This window comes from Paraburkholderia sp. EG286B, from assembly GCF_040965655.1.
Lineage (GTDB): Bacteria > Pseudomonadota > Gammaproteobacteria > Burkholderiales > Burkholderiaceae > Paraburkholderia.
In genome coordinates this window covers 339875-357481 of record NZ_JBFRCF010000001.1, presented here as the reverse complement: position 1 = coordinate 357481, position 17607 = coordinate 339875, and the positions used below count along the sequence as shown (strand labels likewise).

Sequence of the window (17607 nt, the reverse complement as noted above, 5' to 3'; positions counted from 1 at the left end):
ACCATTCACCGCACGCCGCCCGGCAATGGCCACGCGGCGCGCGCGCAAACGAGGACCGGTCGATGCAACGAATAACACGAACAACTCGCGGGTGGTGGACGTTGGCGCTTGCCCTGGTGCTGGGCTTGAGCATGGCTTGGGCGTGGCGCGCCTATGCCGCGCGCGCGGTGAGCGTGTCGCCGCAGGGCACCGTGGCGCAGGTGCGCCAGGTGGTGGTGAAGTTCGACGAGGCCATGGTGGCGTTCGGGGCGCCCGATGCGAAGGACCCCGCGCGCCTGCAATGCAGCAACGCGGCGGCCAGCGCGGGCCAGGGTCGCTGGATCGACGGGAAAACGTGGGCGTACGATTTCGCCGCCGATCTGCCGCCCGACGTGCAATGCAGCGTCACGCTCGTCGACGCGCTCAAATCGCAGGCGGGCAACGCAGTGACGGGCGTGCGCCGTTTCACGTTCTCCACGGGCGGCCCGTTCCCGCTGAGCGTACGTCCCTACGGTGGCGAAATAGAGGAAAACCAGGCATTCGTGCTGAAGCTCAATGGCCCCGCCACGCCGGCTTCCGTGCGCGAGCACGTGTGGTGCGAGTCGGGTGGACTTGGCAACCGCATTCCGGTGCAGCCCGTCGATGCGTCCACGCGCGCGGTGCTGCTCAAACACTTCCGGCTCGAAAAGGCCAGCGCGAGCGTGCTCACGCTCACCTGCCAGCAAACGCTGCCTTCCAGCGCGAAGATGCAACTCGTGTACGGCAAGGGCGTGCTCGGACCGAACGGCACGCCCAACGACGTGGAGCGCCGCTTCGATTTCACCGTGCGCGAGCCGTTCACCGCGAGCATGAGTTGCGAGCGCGAGAATGCGAAGGCGCCATGTACGCCGCTGCGGCCCCTGCGCATCGACCTGAGCGCGCCGATTGCGCGCGCCGACGCGCAGAAGTTCCGTCTGCAAGGGCCGAAGGGGGAAGTCGCGCCGACTTTCCGCCCCGACGACAGGAACAACGAGGTCAGCTCGATCTCGTTCTCCGCGCCCTTGCCCGAGCGCGCGACGCTCACGATCACGGCGCCCGCCGGCCTCGAGGACGTCAGCGGCCGTGCGCTCGCGAACGCCGATCTTTTCCCGCTGCATACGGCGACCGCGCCGATGCCGCCGCTCGCGAAATTCCCGTCCTCGACCTTCGGCATCATCGAGCGCTATGCGGAGCCGGGCACGCCGCCGCTCGTGCCGGTCACGCTGCGCAACGTCGAAGCCGACCTGCACGTGCAGGGGCTCAACGCGGGCGAGGCGAAGTTCGCCAGGCTCGCGGTGCAGTCCGATACCGACATGCGCCGCTGGATGCGCCTCGTCGACCAGTTCGACAATTTCGGCATGAGCGAAACGTCGATCGACAAGCTGATGCCGGGGCTGCTCGCGCGCGCGAAGTCGCCCGTGGTGATTCCGCGCACGACGGGCGAGGGGAACGACGACGCGAAGGCGCGCATCATCGACGTGCGCTCGCTCTCGCTGCTCGACGGCCAGCCCGGCGTGCAGACCCTCACGCTGCCCAAGGCCGACCCGAAGGTGTTGCGGCCGTTCGAAGTGGTGGGCATACCCGTGCCGAAGCCGGGCTTCTACGTGATCGAACTCGCTTCGCCTGCGCTGGGAGCGTCGCTGCTCGGCAAGACGGCACAAATGTACGTGCGCACGGCCGTGCTCGTCACCAATCTGGGCGTGCACCTCAAGCAGGGTCGCGAGAACAGCGTGGTGTGGGTCACCTCGCTCGACAAGGGCGAGCCGGTCGCAGGCGCCGACGTGCACGTATCGGATTGCAATGGCGAGACGATCGCCACGGGAAAGACGGATTCCCATGGACTCCTGACGATAGACGGGCCGCTGTCGAATCGTCGCGACTGCGGCGAAAACAGCTTTAGCGGGCTGTTCGTTTCGGCGCGCATCGACGACCCGAAAACGGGCCCCGACATGGCCTTCGTGCAATCGGACTGGAATCGCGGCATCGAGTCGTGGCGCTTCAATGTGCCGACCGACACGAGCCTGCAGCCCACGGTGCGCGCGCATACCGTGTTCGACCGCACGCTGCTGCGCGCGGGCGAGACGGTGTCGATGAAACACTTCATCCGCGCCCAGACGATGCGTGGTTTCGCGCTCCCGCAGCAGTACCCCACGCGCGTGACGATACGCCATACCGGCAGCGGGCAGACCTGGCATCTGCCGCTCAAGTGGGCCGCCGACCATACGGCGGACTCGACCTTCGTGTTGCCACCCGAAGCGAAGCTCGGCGAATACGACGTCTCGCTCGACGACGGCGACGCGAACGCGAGCACGGCCAGCGACGGCAACGACGAAGCGGACAACAGCGCGGACGCCATTCATATGAGCTACGACAGCGGCAGCTTCCGCGTGGAAGCCTTCCGCTTGCCGGTGCTCAAGGGCACGATCGCGGTGCAGAACGAGAAGACGTCGCCGCTCGTCGCCGCTACCCAGGCGAGCGTGGCGGTGCAGATCGATTATGTGTCGGGCGGCGCGGCTTCGAATCTGCCGGTGCAGGTTTCGGCGCTCGTGAAGGACACGACGCCGTCGTTCGCCGGCACGTACAGCGATTTCAGTTTCGCGCCGTATGTGAGCGCGAACCAGGCCGACAACACGTCCGGGGACGAGGACAGCGGCCCACGGGAGGACAACGAGGTCGCGAAGCTCGTGGCCGACAAGGAGCCGCTCACGCTCGACCGCAACGGCGCAGGCACGCTCGTGCTGAAGAACCTGCCGGCCGTGGACGCGCCGAAGCGCCTCGCGCTCGAAGCGACTTTCGCGGACCCGAACGGCGAGGTGCAGACCGTCAGCGGCGCGGCCACACTCTGGCCCGCTGCCGTGGTGGCGGGCATCAAGTCGGGGCATTGGGTCTCCGTGGGCAATACCGTGCCGGTCACCGCGCTCGCGCTCGATCTGCAGGGCAAGCCGCACGCGGGCGTGAAGCTCGAAGTGCGCGGCGTGGCGAAGATCACGACGACTTCGCGCAAGCGCATGGTGGGCGGTTTCTACGCCTACGACAACCACACGGAAACGCGCGATCTCGGCACGCTGTGCAGCGGCACGAGCGACGATCACGGCTTGCTCACCTGCGACGCGAAGCTCAAGGAGGCGGGCAACATCCAGCTCGTGGCTACGGCGCGCGACGGTGACGGCCATGCCTCCACGGCAACGACCTCGGTATGGGTCACGCGCGAGGACGAACTCTGGTTCGGCAGCGAGAACACGGACCGCATCGACGTGCTGCCCGAAAAGACGAGCTATGAACCCGGCGAGACCGCGCGCTTCCAGGTGCGCATGCCGTTCCGCTTTGCGACGGCGCTCGTCGCCGTGGAGCGCGAGGGCATCATCGAAACGCACGTGGTGCAGCTCGACGGGCGCGACCCGACCGTCGAGTTGAAGGTGAGCGACGCGTGGGGGCCCAACGTCTACGTCTCGGTGCTCGCGCTGCGGGGGCGCATTCACGAAGTGCCGTGGTATTCGTTCTTCACCTGGGGATGGAAAGCGCCGCTCGAATGGGCGCGTGCGTTCTGGTACGAGGGCCGCCAGTACGAGGCGCCCACGCCGCTCGTCGATCTTTCGAAGCCGGCTTTCCGTTACGGCCTCGCGCAAATCCGTGTGGGCGACGCGGCGCACCGCCTCGCGGTGAGCGTGACGCCCGACGCGAAACGCTACGCGGTACGTGCGACGTCGCATGTGCAGTTGCGCGTGCAGCTTCCGGGCGGTCAGCCGGTGCCGGCGGGTACGCAGATCGCCGTGGCGGCCGTGGATGAAGCACTGCTCGAACTGATGCCCAACCGCAGCTGGGATCTGCTCGACGCCATGCTGCAGCAACGCGCCTACGGCGTGGAGACGGCGACGGCGCAAATGGAGATCGTGGGGCGGCGGCACTTCGGGCGCAAGGCGGTGCCGGCGGGCGGCGGCGGCGGGCATGGCGCGACGCGCGAACTCTTCGACACGCTGCTCTACTGGAACCCGCGCGTCACGCTCGATGCGAGGGGCGAGGCACAAGTGAGCGTGCCGCTGAACGACTCGATCACGCGTTTTCGCATCGTCGCGATTGCGGCGAGCGGGGTGGCGCGCTTCGGCACGGGCAGCGCGACCATCGAGAGCACGCAGGACCTGCAGCTGATCTCGGGCCTGCCGCCGCAGGTGCGCGAGGGCGACACGTTCCGCGCGCAGTTCACGCTGCGCAATACGACCCCGCGCGCGATGAAAGTGCTGGTCACGCCGAACGTGCCGCCGCTCGCGCTTGCCGCGCAGAGCGTGGACCTCGCACCCAATTCCTCGCGTGAGATTGCGTGGACCGTCGCGGTTCCCGACGATCTCGCCGAAGCGGAACGGCCCGCGCTCGCGTGGAACGTGAGCGCAACGGAGCAGGGCGGCGCGCATGCGGCTGATGCGGTGAAGCTCGCGCAGCAGGTGAGCGCGGCGATACCCGTGACGGTACAGCAGGCCACGCTCGCCCAAGTGGACGGCACGCTTTCGATTCCCGTTGCGCCGCCGGCCAACGCGAGCGTGACGCATGCAGGCGTGGTGCGCGGTGGCATTGCAGTGTCGCTGCAGCCGAAGCTCGCGGACGGCCTGCCCGGCGTGCGCCGCTGGTTCACGCGCTATCCGTATTCCTGCCTCGAGCAGCAGACGTCGATCGCGATCGGCTTGCGCGACCCCGCGCGCTGGCAGGCGGAGCTTGCGCGCCTGCCGGTGTATCTGGACCGCGACGGCCTCGCGAACTACTTCCCGCCCGCCGACGACAGCGCGAGCCGTGGCAGCACCGCGCTCACCGCGTATCTGCTCACGGTGAGCGACGAGGCGTCGAAGCTCGACCCGCGCTTCGCGCTTCCCGACGCCTTGCGCAGCAAGATGGTGGAGGGCCTCACGCGCTTCGTGGAAGGCCGCATCGAGCGCAATGCGTGGGCGCCGCGCCGCGACCTCGATCTGCGCAAGCTGGCCGCTATCGATGCGCTGTCGCGCTACGGTGCGGCGAACGCGCGCCAGTTCGGCTCGATCGAGATCGCGCCGAACCAGTGGCCCACGTCGGCGGTGATCGACTATGCGGAAAGTCTCGCGCGCATGCGCGACGTGCCGGATCGCGCGGAGAAACTGGCGCAGCTCGAGCAGATCCTGCGCGCGCGGCTCACGTGGCAGGGCACGCAGCTGACCTTCTCGACGGCCGCCGAAGACGACTTGTGGTGGCTCATGACGGGCACGGAGGTCAACGCGGCGCGCCTCGCGCTGGCCTTTGTCGACAACCCCGCGTGGAAGGAGGAAATGCCGCGGCTCGTGGCGGGCCTGCTCGCGCTGCAACGCAACGGCGCATGGAGCACGACGACGGCGAACGCCTATGGCTCGCTCGCGGTCGAGCGCTTCTCGCGCGTGTTCGAGCACGATCCGGTGACGGGCGCGACGAAGATCCAGCTCGGCGATACGTCGCGCATCATCGGCTGGAACGCGGCGGCGCAAGCGTCGGCTCAAGCGGCGTCGGGCGCCAGCGGGGCCACGGCGGCGACGCGCAATTCGCCCGCGCGCAGCACGCTGCTCGCATGGCCAAAGCAGAACGCGGCCGTGCCCCTCACGTTGACACAGGAAGGGAGCGGCAAACCGTGGGCCACGGTGGAAAGCCTCGCGGCGGTCGCCTTGCGTGCGCCGTTCGCGGCGGGCTATCGCATCACGAAGACCATCACGCCGGTGAGCGCCGCCGTGAAGGGCGTGTACACGCGCGGCGACGTCGTACGCGTGCGCCTCGACATCGACGCGCAGACCGACATGACGTGGGTCGTCGTGAACGACCCGATCCCCACGGGCACGACGATCCTCGGCTCCGGGCTCGGGCGCGATTCGGCCGTGGCCACACAGGGCGAGAAGCAGGACGAGAACGGTCCGTGGCCCGCGTTCATCGAGCGCGGCTTCGACGGTTATCGTGCGTATTACGAGTTTCTGCCGAAGGGCAAGGTCACGGTGGAGTACACGGTGCGGCTCAACAACGTCGGCACCTTCGGGTTGCCGCCCACGCGCGTGGAGGCGCTCTACGCGCCGGCCACGTTCGGCGTCGCGCCGAATGCGCCGGTGGTCGTGAAGGCGGCGCCATGAGCGGTCCCTACGCGCTCCGGCATCGCGCGGCGGGGGCACTCGGCGTTGCCGCGCTGTGCCTCGTGCTGCTGCCGCTGCCCGCGTTCGCCCTGCCGACTTTCGATGATGTGCGCGGCCAGTGGCAAAGCTCCGACTGGGTGCTGCTGGCGCGCGACGGCACGCCGTTGCAGCGCACGCGGGTGGAGCATACCGCGAGGCGCGGCGACTGGGTCGCGCTCGCCGACGTGTCGCCGGCGCTGCGCGAGGCGATCGTCGTTTCGGAGGACAAACGATTCTACGAGCACAGCGGCGTGGACTGGCGCGGCGCGACTGCCGCCGCGTGGGCGAACCTCTGGAGTACACGCACGCGCGGGGCATCCACGGTCACGATGCAGCTCACGGGCCTGCTCGACGACGACCCGCAGCACTCGGGCCAGCGCTCGCTCGCGCAAAAGGCCGTGCAAGCCGTGGACGCGCTGCGGCTCGAACGCACCTGGCGCAAGGACCAGATTCTCGAGGCGTATCTGAACCTCGTGCCGTTCCGCGGCGAGACCGTGGGTCTTGCCGCGCTTTCGCAAACGCTGTTCGGCAAGGCGCCGTCGGGGCTCGACGAACGCGAATCGGCGGTCGCCGCCGCGCTGATCCGCGCGCCCAATGCGCCTTATACGAAGGTCGCCACGCGCGCGTGCCGCATCCTGCGCGATATGCAGGCGGTGAACGTCGATAACGGCTGCCCGAATCTCGATGCCTTCGTGCAGATGGCGTTCGCGCGCCCGGCCATCGCCGCCGACGATCCCTCGTTCGACGGGCGCAGCGAAAACTCGCCGCAGCTGGCACCCCACTTCGCGCGCCAGATCGCGAACGCCGTGCATCCCGCGCCCGGCATGCGCGTGCGCTCGACGCTCGACGCGAACCTGCAACGCTACGCGCGCGACACGCTCACGCGCACGCTCATCGAACTCAATGCGCGCGCGCATCCGCGCAACGTGCAGGACGGCGCGGTCGTCGTGCTCGATAACGCAACCGGCGAAGTGCTCGCGTGGGTCGGGTCGTCTGGCGGCCTGTCGAAGGCGCGCGAAGTCGATGCGGCGCTCGCGCTGCGCCAGGCGGGTTCGACGCTCAAGCCTTTTCTCTACGCCGAGGCCATCGACGAGCGCCGCGTGACGACCGCTTCGCTGCTCGACGACGCCCCGCTCGATCTCGCGGCGGGCGGCGGCCTCTACATGCCGCAGAACTACGACAAGGGCTTCAAGGGCTGGGTGAGCGTGCGCACTGCGCTCGGCTCGTCGCTGAACGTGCCTGCCGTGCGCACGCTCGTGATGGTGACGCCGCATCGATTCGCGAAGACGCTCACGGCGCTCGGCCTGCCGCTCACGCAGGCGGGCGACTACTACGGCTTCAGCCTCGCGCTGGGCAGCGCGGATGTGAGCCTCGTCACGCTCACGAACGCGTATCGCGCACTGGCCAATGGCGGCGTCGCGAGTCCGATCGCCGAATTGCCTGCGCCTGCGCAGGCCGCATCGAATAGCGTGTCAAAGCGGGTTTTCAGCCGCGAGTCCGCGTTCATCGTCACCGACGTCCTCGCCGACAACAATGCGCGCACGCGCACTTTCGATTTCGACAGTCCGCTGGATACGCGCATGTTTTCCGCGGTCAAGACGGGCACGAGCAAGGACATGCGCGACAACTGGACCGTGGGCTTCACGTCGCGCTATACGGTGGGCGTGTGGGTCGGCAACGCCGATGGCTCGCCCATGTGGGACGTCTCGGGCGTGACCGGTGCGGCGCCGGTGTGGGCCGCCATCGTCGGCTATCTGCATCGGCGCGTGCCGAGTGTCGCGCCGGCCGCGCCGCCGGGCGTCGAGCGCGTGCGCGTGCAGTTCGCCAATGCCGTGGAGCCGTCTCGCAACGAGTGGTTCATCGCGGGCACGTCCACGCCCCTAGTGGGCCTGGCATCGAATGCCGCCGATCTCGCACGTGGCCCCGCGCAAATCGGCAGCCCCGTGGACGGCACCATTTTCGCGCTCGATCCCGACATTCCCGCGCAGCGTCAGCGCGTCTGGTTCGAGCGTGCCACGGGGTCGACTGCGCGCGTGAACTGGCGGTTAGACGGGAAAACTTTTGGCGGCGCCGCGCGCGTCGCGTGGCTGCCCTGGCCGGGCAAGCACACGCTCGAACTCGTCGATGCGAGCGGGCAGGTGACCGATACCGTGCGCTTCGAGGTACGCGGCGCGCTTGCGAAGCCACAGAAGTCGATGGGCGCCGACGCCGCGCAAGGCGGCGTGGCGCGCTGAAGGAGAGGCCAGCTTAATTCGCGGGTGCAGTCGCGGCGGTGGCCGCCGGTGCCGCTGATGCCGGTTGGCTGCCTTGCGCCCCTTGCTGCTGCAGCGTTTGCTGATTGCCTTCCCAGCCGCCGCCGAGCGCGAGGAACAAGCGCACCTGGTCGAGCGCGACCTGACCTTCGGCCGCGGCGACCTGCGCGTGCACAGTGGTGAGCGTGCGCGTGGCGTCGAGGTCGGAGAGGAACGGTTCGCGGCCCGCGGCATAGAGACGATGCGTTTCGTCCGCCGACTGCTGCGCGGACGTGTAGGCCGTGCGCAGCGCATCGGCGCGCTGGTCGTCGGCGGCATAGGTCGCGAGGCTCGACTGCGTTTCGCGCAGCGCATTGAGCACCACACCGTCAAAGTGCGCGAGCGCGCCGCCCGATGCCGCTTCTGCTTCACGCACTCGTTCGCGCTGGCCGTTGACCGGGAAGGTCCAGCTGATCAGGGGTCCGAACGACCACGCATTGGTCGCGGGGGTGAACAGGTCGCTCGTCAGGCCGACCGTGCCTACGCCCGCGCCGAACGTGACGTCGGGGTACATCTGCGCGATCGCCACGCCAATGCGCGCCGTCGATGCCGCGAGCTGGCGTTCGGCCTCGCGCACGTCGGGGCGGCGCTTGAGGAGCGCGGCGCCGTCGCCGACGGGAATCGGCTGCTTGAGCCTGGGCAGGCGTTTGCACGCGAGCGCGGCTGGCGGCAGGTCCCTGGGCGCGCGTGCGAGCAGCATGGCGAGCTGATACTGGGCCACGCGCCGGCGTCCCTCGAAGCGCGGGATATCGGCGGCGATCGTGTTGGCCTGGGTCTGCCCCCGCGTCACGTCGGGCTGGTTGCCGCGGCCCGCGTCGCGCAGGCGCTTCGTGAGCGCCACGCGCTCGTTCTGCAGCTTGAGCGATTCCTGCGCGATCTCCAGTTCCTCGGCGGCCGAGCACGATTCCACGTAAGCCTGCGCCACGTTGGCGACCACGGTGATGCGCGCGAGGTCGGCCGCGGCTTCCACGGCCGCGTCGTCGGCGCGCGCGGCTTCCACGCCGCGCCTAAGCTTGCCGAACAGGTCGAATTCATACGAGATGTTGACGCCGAGGTCGCCCAGCGTTGCGACAGGCACCTTTTCGAACAGGAGGTACTGCTCGCCCGACACTTGCGCGCGCTCGGCGGTGGCATGTGCACTGCCCGAGAAGCCGCCCTGCGCGTTGGCGATGTCGACCGCCGCACGCGAGCGCGCGAGGTTCGCCGCCGCCACGCGCAGGTCCGTGTTCGACTTCAGCGCTTCCTGCACGAGTTCGTTGAGCGTGGGGTCGTCGTAGAGCTGCCACCAGTTGGCGGGCACGCCCAGTTGCGAGACGGGCGCATGGTCCGCGCCGTCGATCGGGCCCTGCGCGAGCGGCGCATTGACCACGGCTTCCTGCGGCACGTGGTAGTTGGGGCCGAGCATGATGCACGCGCCCAGCGCGAGCGTGAGCGGCGCGAGCGCGAGGTTGGGCCAGGGGCGGCGCCAGAAACTACGGCGTGTCATTGCGAAGCTCCGGCAGCCTGGGAAGCGGCGGGGGCGCTCGCGCCCGTGGCGGGCTGCGAAGCGACGGCGCCGCTGGCGTTGTTCGCGTGGGCGGCCTGGCGGTCGTTGTTCGCTTCGGTGCGCACGGCCACGGTTGCCGTTCGGCCCGCGATCATGCGGAAATCGGCGGGCACTTCGTCGAGCGCCACGCGCACCGGAATACGCTGCGCGAGACGCACCCAGCTGAACGCCGGATTCACGTTGGGCAGCAGGTTCGGCGCCGCCTGGCGGTCGCGGTCCTCGATCGCTGCGACGATGCTCTGCACATGACCACGCAGCGGGCGCGTCTCGCCCATCACCGTGATCTCCACGGGTTGGCCGATCTGAATGCCGTGCAGGCGCGTTTCCTCGAAGTAGCCATCGACGCGGAACGAATGCATGTCCACGACGGCGACCACTGCGCGGCCCGCCGTGACGTACTCGCCAGCACGCGGCGCGCGGTCGTTCAGATAGCCGTCCACGGGGCTCACGATCGTCGTGCGCTGAAGATTGAGCCTGGCGGTGTCGACCTGGACCTGGGCGTCGGCCGCTGCGGCTTCGCCCTGATCGACGCGCGTGCGGCTTTCCTCGAGCGTTTCCGCCGCCACGAGATTGCCGAGCGCGATATTGCGCGCGTATTCGCGCTTGGCCTGCGCGAGCGTGGCCTTGCGCTGCTCGAGCGTGGCCTCGGCGAGGCGCAGCGCGAGCGAGTAGCGCGCCTGGTCGATCACGAACAGCACCTGGCCTTGCTTGACCTGCTGGTTGTCGGCAACGTCGACGCGGGTGATGAGTCCGCCCACGTCGGGCGCGACCTGAATCACGTCGGCGCGCACGCGGCCGTCACGCGTCCACGGCGAGAACATGTAGTAGTTGACGATGCGCCACAGCACGAGGGCGGCGACCACGACGACGATGAGCGTCAGCAGGATCTGTCCTGCGGAGAACCAGGTTTTTTTCACGTTCACGTTAATTCACGAAGCGATGCGACACGATGATGACGGCAGCCAGCACGAAGACATAGATACCGAGATCGAAAATGGAACGATGCCACACGAGCCGATAGAAGCCGACACGCGTGAGCACCTTGCCGATCACGACATTGATGAGGTACGCGATCAGCATCAGCACGAGCACGGCGGGCACGAACACGCCAAAGATATCGATTTCGCCGATCATGATGCGGGTTTCGAAAAAGGATAAGAGGGACGCACGCTCATACCGCGGCCTCCGGATCGGATGGCGACTGCGCCGCAAGGGCCGGATAGAGCGCGATGCGCAGGCCTACGAGCGCGTGCAGCGTGTCGCGCAGCCAGCGCTGCGAGACGAGCGCGCGCGGCGCGGGCTGGGCATCGGCGTCGGCAAGCGTGGCGGGCGGCAGTTGCGCGCGCGCGCGAGCCGCGACGCGTCGCATGGCGTCGTCGATGCTGGAGAGCAGCGCGGACGGGGCGTCCTGGCGCTCGCTCGCACGCGCACAGCGCGCATAGTGGTCGCTGACGCCCGCGAGCACGCGGTCGATCGCGTCGGGCACGTCGCCGTCGAGCTTGTGGCGCGAACGGCGCAAATCGAGCGAATTGAGCGCGATACGCAGGTCGCGGAAACTCTCGATCGACGGATGGCGGTGCTCGTCGGAAGCCGCGAGACGCGGAATGAGCTGCATGAGGCGATCGACCATGCGCGAGGTGAGATTGCGCTGGTCTGCGATCGGCGTGGGCGATGCCGACAGCGCGACATCGCTCCAGCTCGAGCGCAGGAGGCGCCGCGCCGCGAGTTCGGCGCCGAACGGGCGCGTGACGCGCGTCCACAGGTAGGCGAACAGGAGGCCCGCCACGCCGGCAATATTGCTGTTCAGGAAGACAAAGAAGTCCGACTCGTAAGCACTCTGCACGCTGATGAAGGTGGCCGTGTTCACGGCCACGAGCATCGTCACCATATTGAAGGCCGGACGCGGAATGAGCGTGCCGATCAGGATGAACGGGCCCGCGAACAGCAGCACGAGCATCGCGAAGTCGTGCACCTTGGGCAGCGCGACGAAGAGATAGAGCCCCGCGAATACCACGCTCGCCGCGGTGGCGAGGAAGAAGCGGAACACCAGCGGCGCGGGCTCGTCGGATGCCGCAAAGAAGCAGCAGGCCACGGCCGCGAGCGTCACCGCGCCGGCGCCGTCGTGCCAGCCCGAGCTGACCCATAGCCAGCAGGCCACGAGAATCGCGCTCACCGGCACGAGGCACGAGAACACCATGAGGCCGCGATCGTAGAAGCGTTCGGTGCCGCCAAGGCGCCAGTGGCGATAGCGCGGCCGCCACGTGCCGATCCTGGCTTCGTGCGCGATAAGCGCGCGTAGCGCGCGGCAGTCCTGCCACACGTCGATCACCTGACCAAGCCGCCAGAGCGCGTTCGAGAGCAGCGCGCCCTCCCAGCTCGAAAGCGCGTCGCGCGCGGGCTGCAGCGTCGCGATGCGCTTGCGCAGATTCTCCGCGGTCGGGTCGCCCGCGTCGTCGTGCATCTCGGCGGCGCGTGTGGGCAGCGGCTCGTCGAACCAGCGCGCCGCGTCGGCGAGCAGGCTGTCGAGGCCCTCCGGCCACACTTGCAGATCGCGGCGCAGCGCGACGAGCGGGTCGGCGAGCGCGGAGATCATCGGCAGAAAGAGCTGCATGCGCCCGCGCAGCGACTCGGCGCGCTCGAGGATCTCGGGGTGCGTGTGGTCGTAGCTCAACTGGCTCAGCAGGAATTCGAGCTGGTTGACCGTGGCGGCGAGACGTTGACGGCACGCCGAAAGCGCCTTGCCCGCAATATGGCCCGAGAGCGTTTCGCTGCCGTACCAGGCGGCGTCGCGGAACCATGCGTCGGCGCGCTCGATGAGCGTGGGCGCGAGGCGGCTAGGCAGGATGTTGCTGCCCACCACGCTCGCGCAAATGATGCCGACCGTGATTTCCTGCGTGCGCGCGATCGCCACGTCGAACACGGTGGTGGGATCGGTTACGGTGGGCAGCGCGATGAGCGGCATCGTATAGCCCGCGAGCATGAACACGTAACTGCGCGCGGTGCGGTCGGAAATCGCCAGATAGAGCAGCGTGCCGGTCCAGGTCGCGATGATCGCGCTGAAGAGCAGCGGCGTTTCGACGAAGGGCGGCACGAGCGCGATGGCGGCGGCCGCGCCGAGCGCGGTGCCGAGCGCGCGGTACAGGGCCTTCGAGCGCGTGGCGCCCACGAACGGGTTCGAGACGATGTACACGCTGGCCATCGCCCAATAGGGGCGCGGCAGCTGGAATTTGAGCGCGATATAGAGCGCCAGCATCGACGCGGCGAAGGTCTTGACCGAAAAGAGCCAGTCGCGGATGGAGGGGTAGGTCATGAGTCCGCTGTCTGCTTTCAGTCGTGTAAGGGGCGGTCAGCCTGGTCTGCGGGGGGAACTGCGTTGAACGCGTTGAGCACGCGCAGCGTCGCTTCGAGGTCGGCGCGGCTCACGCCTTTGAGCACGCGGGCGCGCAGCGAGCGCAGCTCGTCCTCCATGCGCTCGGTCACGGCGCGGCCTTCGCTCGTGAGCGAGATCGTTTTTGCGCGGCGGTCGTCGGGGTCTTCGTCGCGGCGCACGAGGCCCGCGGCGCAGAGCTGGTCGAGCAGGCGCACGAGCGAAGGGCCTTCGATGCCCACGTGCTCCGCAAGCGTCACCTGGCGCACGGCTTCGCCAAGGCGCCCGGCGGTGAGCAGCGGCGCGGCGCATGCCTCGGAGACGTTGTATGCGGTGAGGGCGCCGTGCGTCGTGCGCCGCCATTTGCGTGCCGCCACGACGAGCGTGCTGCTGACCGCAAGGCGTAAAGTATGAAGATTCGACATCGGCGGATCATAGCCCAAAGCGATTCGATAGCAAACTATCTTTTTCTTTCGCAGCGCCACGAATCGGATGGTATGCGACTCATCGGCGGCCTGCTTTCTATCTGGTGCGGGGTGATGCGTACGGCCAACAGTGCGCGAAGCGCGCGGCTTTTTTGGCGTTGTTTTATACGCGCTTAACTATTTGACCAGCGGGAAAGCAGGGCGGGAAGTTGCACCATGTCGGTGAATACGTGCGCAACGCCCGCCTCGAGCAGCGCGTGCGCGCTGCTGTGGCCGGGCTCGGGCGGGCTGTAGCCGAACACGGTGGCGCCCGCGGCGAGGCCCGCACGCGCGCCCGTGACCGTGTCCTCGATCACGGCGCAGCGGGCAGGCGCCACGCCGAGGCCGGCCGCCGCCGCGAGGTAGACGTCGGGATGCGGCTTGCTGCGCGGCGTTTCGTGGCCGCTGTAGATGTGGCCGGCGAAGCAGCCGAGCAGGTTCGCCTTGCGCAGTTGCAGCTCGACCTTGCGCCGGTCCGCACCCGAGGCGACGGCGATGCGCCCGTTCATGGCCGCGTACACCGCGCGCACGGCCGCGGGCGCGCCCGGAATCTCGACGAGATCGCGCTCCAGCGCTTCGTTGCGGCGCGCGCGAAAGCCTTCGAGCCAGGCATCGGTAATCGCGAAGCCCGTATGCGCCTCGATGCGCGCGGCCTCGTCTTTCACGGCCTTACCGACGAAGATGCCCATGGCTTCGTCTACCGTGAGCGTCCAGCCGAGTTCGCCCAGCATCTGCGTGAGCACCACGTGGGTAATTCGCTCTGAGTCGACGAGCACGCCGTCGCAGTCGAAGAGGATGGCGTCGAAGGGGATGGGGGACATCGTTTGCCTGCGGTTGCTTTCAGTTGCCTGCGGTTGCGTCATGCGGCGCGCATCGGGATCGCGCACGCAAGAGCGCGATGATAACCGGGGTCGCGTTTGCGTGGGCTTTTGGCGGGCAAGCCGCGAAGGCGGCCCGGGGCGGGCCGCCGTGCAGGGCGCGGCGTTGGTCGGCCCGTGCGAAACGATGGACAATAGCGTACCCAATCGCTACCCGACCGCTTTGATGTCCACCGACGAAAAGACCCCCAACGAACTCCCCGGCCGCGCCAACTACACACAATTCGCCGACCGTTACGCGGAGCGGGCGCCCGTCAAGCCGCACAACGCGCTCTACGAGCGGCCCGCCACACGCTCGCTGCTAGGCGCGGTGGCGGGGCTCGACGTGCTCGACGCAGGCTGCGGGCCCGGCATCGTGAGCGCGGAGCTGGCGGGCGAGGGCGCACGCGTGCAGGCCTTCGACGTCACGCCCGCGATGGTCGAACTGGCGAAGGCGCGTTGCGCAGGCCTCGCGGTCGATTTCGCGCAGGGCGACCTCGGCCGGCCGCTCGACTGGCTCGCGAGCGCCTCGGTCGACCGCATCGTGTGCTCGCTGGCCCTCGACTACGTCGAGCACCTCGCGCCGACATTTCAGGAGTTTCACCGCGTGGCGCGCCCCGGCGCACTGCTGGTGTTTTCGATGTCCCATCCCATGCGCGACTGGATCGACACGCGCACGCGCGGTTCGCGCACCTACTTCGAGACGACGCGGTTCGGCCTGCATTGGGGCGGCTTCGGCGAGCCGAAGCCGTGGGTGGAAGCGTTCAGGCGCCCGCTTGCCGATATCTTCAACGCGCTCATGGAAGCGGGCTGGGCCATCGACCGCGTGCTCGAACCCATGCCACAACCGGAAATGAAGGCGGTGTCGCCGGCGCTGCATGCGGAACTGGCACAGGCCCCGGCGTTCATCTGCGTGCGCGCACGGCGCGTTTGACTGGTCGAGCGGCGCCATGGCGCCGCAAGCGCTTAGCGCCGCGCTTCGCGCGAGCCGGCCGAAAGCGACTCTTCGAGCGCGGCAACTCCGGCGGGCAGATCGACCTTCACGCCGAGATCGCTCATCGTGCGGCCAAGCGCGTGCACGGTGCGAAAGAGGTTGTGCTCGCGGCACTGCTCGCCCATCTGCCCGATACGAACGATCGGGAGACCGAACGATCCGGCGATCTCCACCTGGTAATGTTGCGAGATGTGATTGCACACCTCGCGCGCGGTGGCGCCCTCGGGCAGTTCGATGCCGACCACGGAATTCAGGCGGCACGTTTGCGGCGTATAAAGCGCGAGGCCCAGCGCGCTCACGCCGCTTTGCAGCGCGAGCGAGCAGCGCAGGTGGCGCGCAAAACGCTTTTCGAGCGTTTCCGTGCACACGAGGCGCAGCGCTTCGTGTAGCGCCAGCACGCCCGAGACGGGCGCGGTGTAGTGATAGCCGGCGTTGTGCCAGAAGTTTTCGGCGAGCATGGCGTCGAGGCACCAGTGCGTGTTCGGCGCGGTGCGCGTGCGCACGCGCTCCCAGGCGGCATCCGAGAAGGCGATGAGCGACACACCAGGGATCGAGGAGAGGCCCTTTTGGCCGCCCGTGATGACGACGTCGATGCCCCAGGCGTCCATTTCCAGCGGCATGGTGCTCAGCGTGCAGACGGCGTCCACCACCACGAGCGCGCCGGCGGCCTTGGCGAGCGGCACGATTTCCTTGAGCTCGCGGTTCCATACCGTATTGGAGGTTTCGCCGTGCACGATCGTGACGACGGCCGGGCGCGTGCGCTCGATGGCTTGCGCCACGGCTTCGAGCGAGGCGATCTCGCGGTTCGCCACGTCGAGCGTCGTGACCTCGGCGCCCACGCGGCCCGCCATTTCGGCCATGCGCTGGCTGAAGAAGCCGTTGACGATGGAGAGCACGCGGGTGCCCGGCCACGCGAGGTTCGAGATCGCCATTTCCATGGCCGCCGAGCCCGGGCCGGCCACGCCGAGCACCCAGTTCGAACGCGTCTGGAAAACATAGCGCGCCATCGTCTTCACCTGGTGAATGACGCGCGCCATGGTGTCGCCGAGGTGATTGATGACGACGGTGTTGGCCTTGGCCACGGCGTCGGGAATCGGCACGGGGCCCGCACCCATCATGAGGAGCGGTTCCTCGGGCAGGATGCGGTCGAGCGTTTCGACGCTGGGGCAAGGCACGGGCGCGGCCTCGGCCGCTGCCGCCGCTGTGCGCGAAGTGGCCAGCGGGTCGGGGTGGAGCGCGTTGTCGTTCATCTTGAGTACCTGGTTTGACCTGGAAAGGGGTTGCGTGAGACGCGCGCGATCGGCGCGCCATCAGGCAGTGTTGTGCGGCGCGGCAGCGCTGGCCATGTACAGTTGCGCGGAATTTCGCTGAACAGTCGGATGGGCGGCGCTGCGGTCCGCTGCGGCGTTGCGGCAGCCACCCTATAATCAATCGCATCGCCCGATAATGCAAGGAAGACAGCGTATGTCGCAATTCGCCGTGGACAATCCGTTTCTCGAAACGCTCGGCGTGAGCGTCGCGCAATGGCGCGAAGGCTACGCGGAACTCGTGATGCCCATCGACGCCTCGAAGCTCAATCGCCAGGGCGTGCTGCAAGGCGGCGCGATTGCCACGCTGCTCGACGCCGCTGCGGGCTACGCGGGGCTCTTCGCGCCGGTTGGCGACCCGCCGCGTCATGGCTTCACGCTCTCGCTCACGACCAACTATCTCGACAAGGGGCTTGGCCAGTTCGTGCGCGCGAAGGGCTTTCTGGAGCGCGGCGGCCGCTCGATCTTCTTTGCGCGCGCCGAGGCGTGGGTGGACGATCGTTTGCTGATCGCGAGCGCGCAGGGGACGTTCAAGTACTCGTATCCTAAGCAGGCGTGAGCGAAACGTCTTCCGGTTGAATCGGTATCCGAAGTAATTTCGCTGAAAAGCCAAAGCCCGCCGCTTCGACCGAAGGGCGGGC

Annotated in this window: 11 protein-coding genes; 4 read left to right on the top strand and 7 right to left on the bottom strand. The window is 68.3% G+C overall.

The features are described from left to right. Positions 1–62: 62 nt before the first annotated feature. Both AB4Y42_RS01555 and pbpC read left to right on the top strand, forming a co-directional pair. Positions 63–6101: an alpha-2-macroglobulin gene (locus AB4Y42_RS01555; protein ID WP_368693172.1), complete on the top strand. Its 6039-nt coding sequence runs from the start codon at positions 63–65 to the stop codon at positions 6099–6101. Continuing rightward, the gene (gene pbpC / locus AB4Y42_RS01550) at positions 6098–8374 is read left to right on the top strand and encodes a penicillin-binding protein 1C (RefSeq protein ID WP_368693171.1); all 2277 of its coding nucleotides are present in this window, start codon (positions 6098–6100) and stop codon (positions 8372–8374) included. Before AB4Y42_RS01555 ends, pbpC begins: the two co-directional genes overlap by 4 nt. 13 nt (positions 8375–8387) lie before the next feature. Here the strand turns inward: pbpC and AB4Y42_RS01545 are convergent, their stop codons facing one another. The 6 genes from AB4Y42_RS01545 to AB4Y42_RS01520 form a co-directional block, all read right to left on the bottom strand. Further along, positions 8388–9917, bottom strand: coding sequence for an efflux transporter outer membrane subunit (locus AB4Y42_RS01545; protein ID WP_368693170.1), 1530 nt, complete (start codon positions 9915–9917; stop codon positions 8388–8390). Continuing rightward, positions 9914–10894, bottom strand: coding sequence for an efflux RND transporter periplasmic adaptor subunit (locus tag AB4Y42_RS01540; protein WP_368693399.1), 981 nt, complete (start codon positions 10892–10894; stop codon positions 9914–9916). Before AB4Y42_RS01540 ends, AB4Y42_RS01545 begins: the two co-directional genes overlap by 4 nt. Positions 10895–10901: 7 nt before the next feature. After that, a complete protein-coding gene (locus AB4Y42_RS01535; protein WP_027818583.1) occupies positions 10902–11111 on the bottom strand; it encodes a DUF1656 domain-containing protein in 210 nt (69 codons plus the stop codon). Positions 11112–11148: 37 nt separating this feature from the next. Next, positions 11149–13287, bottom strand: coding sequence for an FUSC family protein (locus tag AB4Y42_RS01530; RefSeq protein WP_368693169.1), 2139 nt, complete (start codon positions 13285–13287; stop codon positions 11149–11151). 17 nt (positions 13288–13304) lie between these two features. Then, complete coding sequence (locus tag AB4Y42_RS01525; protein ID WP_069266182.1) at positions 13305–13769, bottom strand: MarR family winged helix-turn-helix transcriptional regulator; 465 nt, start codon at positions 13767–13769, stop codon at positions 13305–13307. A gap of 173 nt (positions 13770–13942) precedes the next feature. Next, complete coding sequence (locus AB4Y42_RS01520) at positions 13943–14629, bottom strand: HAD family hydrolase (RefSeq protein WP_368693168.1); 687 nt, start codon at positions 14627–14629, stop codon at positions 13943–13945. A gap of 223 nt (positions 14630–14852) precedes the next feature. On the opposite strand from AB4Y42_RS01520, the gene AB4Y42_RS01515 reads away from it, so the two are divergent. After that, on the top strand, positions 14853–15599 hold the full coding sequence (locus tag AB4Y42_RS01515; protein WP_368693167.1) for a class I SAM-dependent methyltransferase: 747 nt from the start codon (positions 14853–14855) through the stop codon (positions 15597–15599). A gap of 32 nt (positions 15600–15631) precedes the next feature. Here the strand turns inward: AB4Y42_RS01515 and AB4Y42_RS01510 are convergent, their stop codons facing one another. Then, positions 15632–16777 (bottom strand): alanine--glyoxylate aminotransferase family protein, encoded by a 1146-nt coding sequence (locus tag AB4Y42_RS01510; protein ID WP_368688413.1) that lies wholly within the window; start codon positions 16775–16777, stop codon positions 15632–15634. A gap of 346 nt (positions 16778–17123) precedes the next feature. Here AB4Y42_RS01510 and AB4Y42_RS01505 point away from each other — a divergent pair, with 346 nt between their 5' ends. Continuing rightward, positions 17124–17525: a PaaI family thioesterase gene (locus tag AB4Y42_RS01505; protein ID WP_342918690.1), complete on the top strand. Its 402-nt coding sequence runs from the start codon at positions 17124–17126 to the stop codon at positions 17523–17525. Positions 17526–17607: the final 82 nt, after the last annotated feature.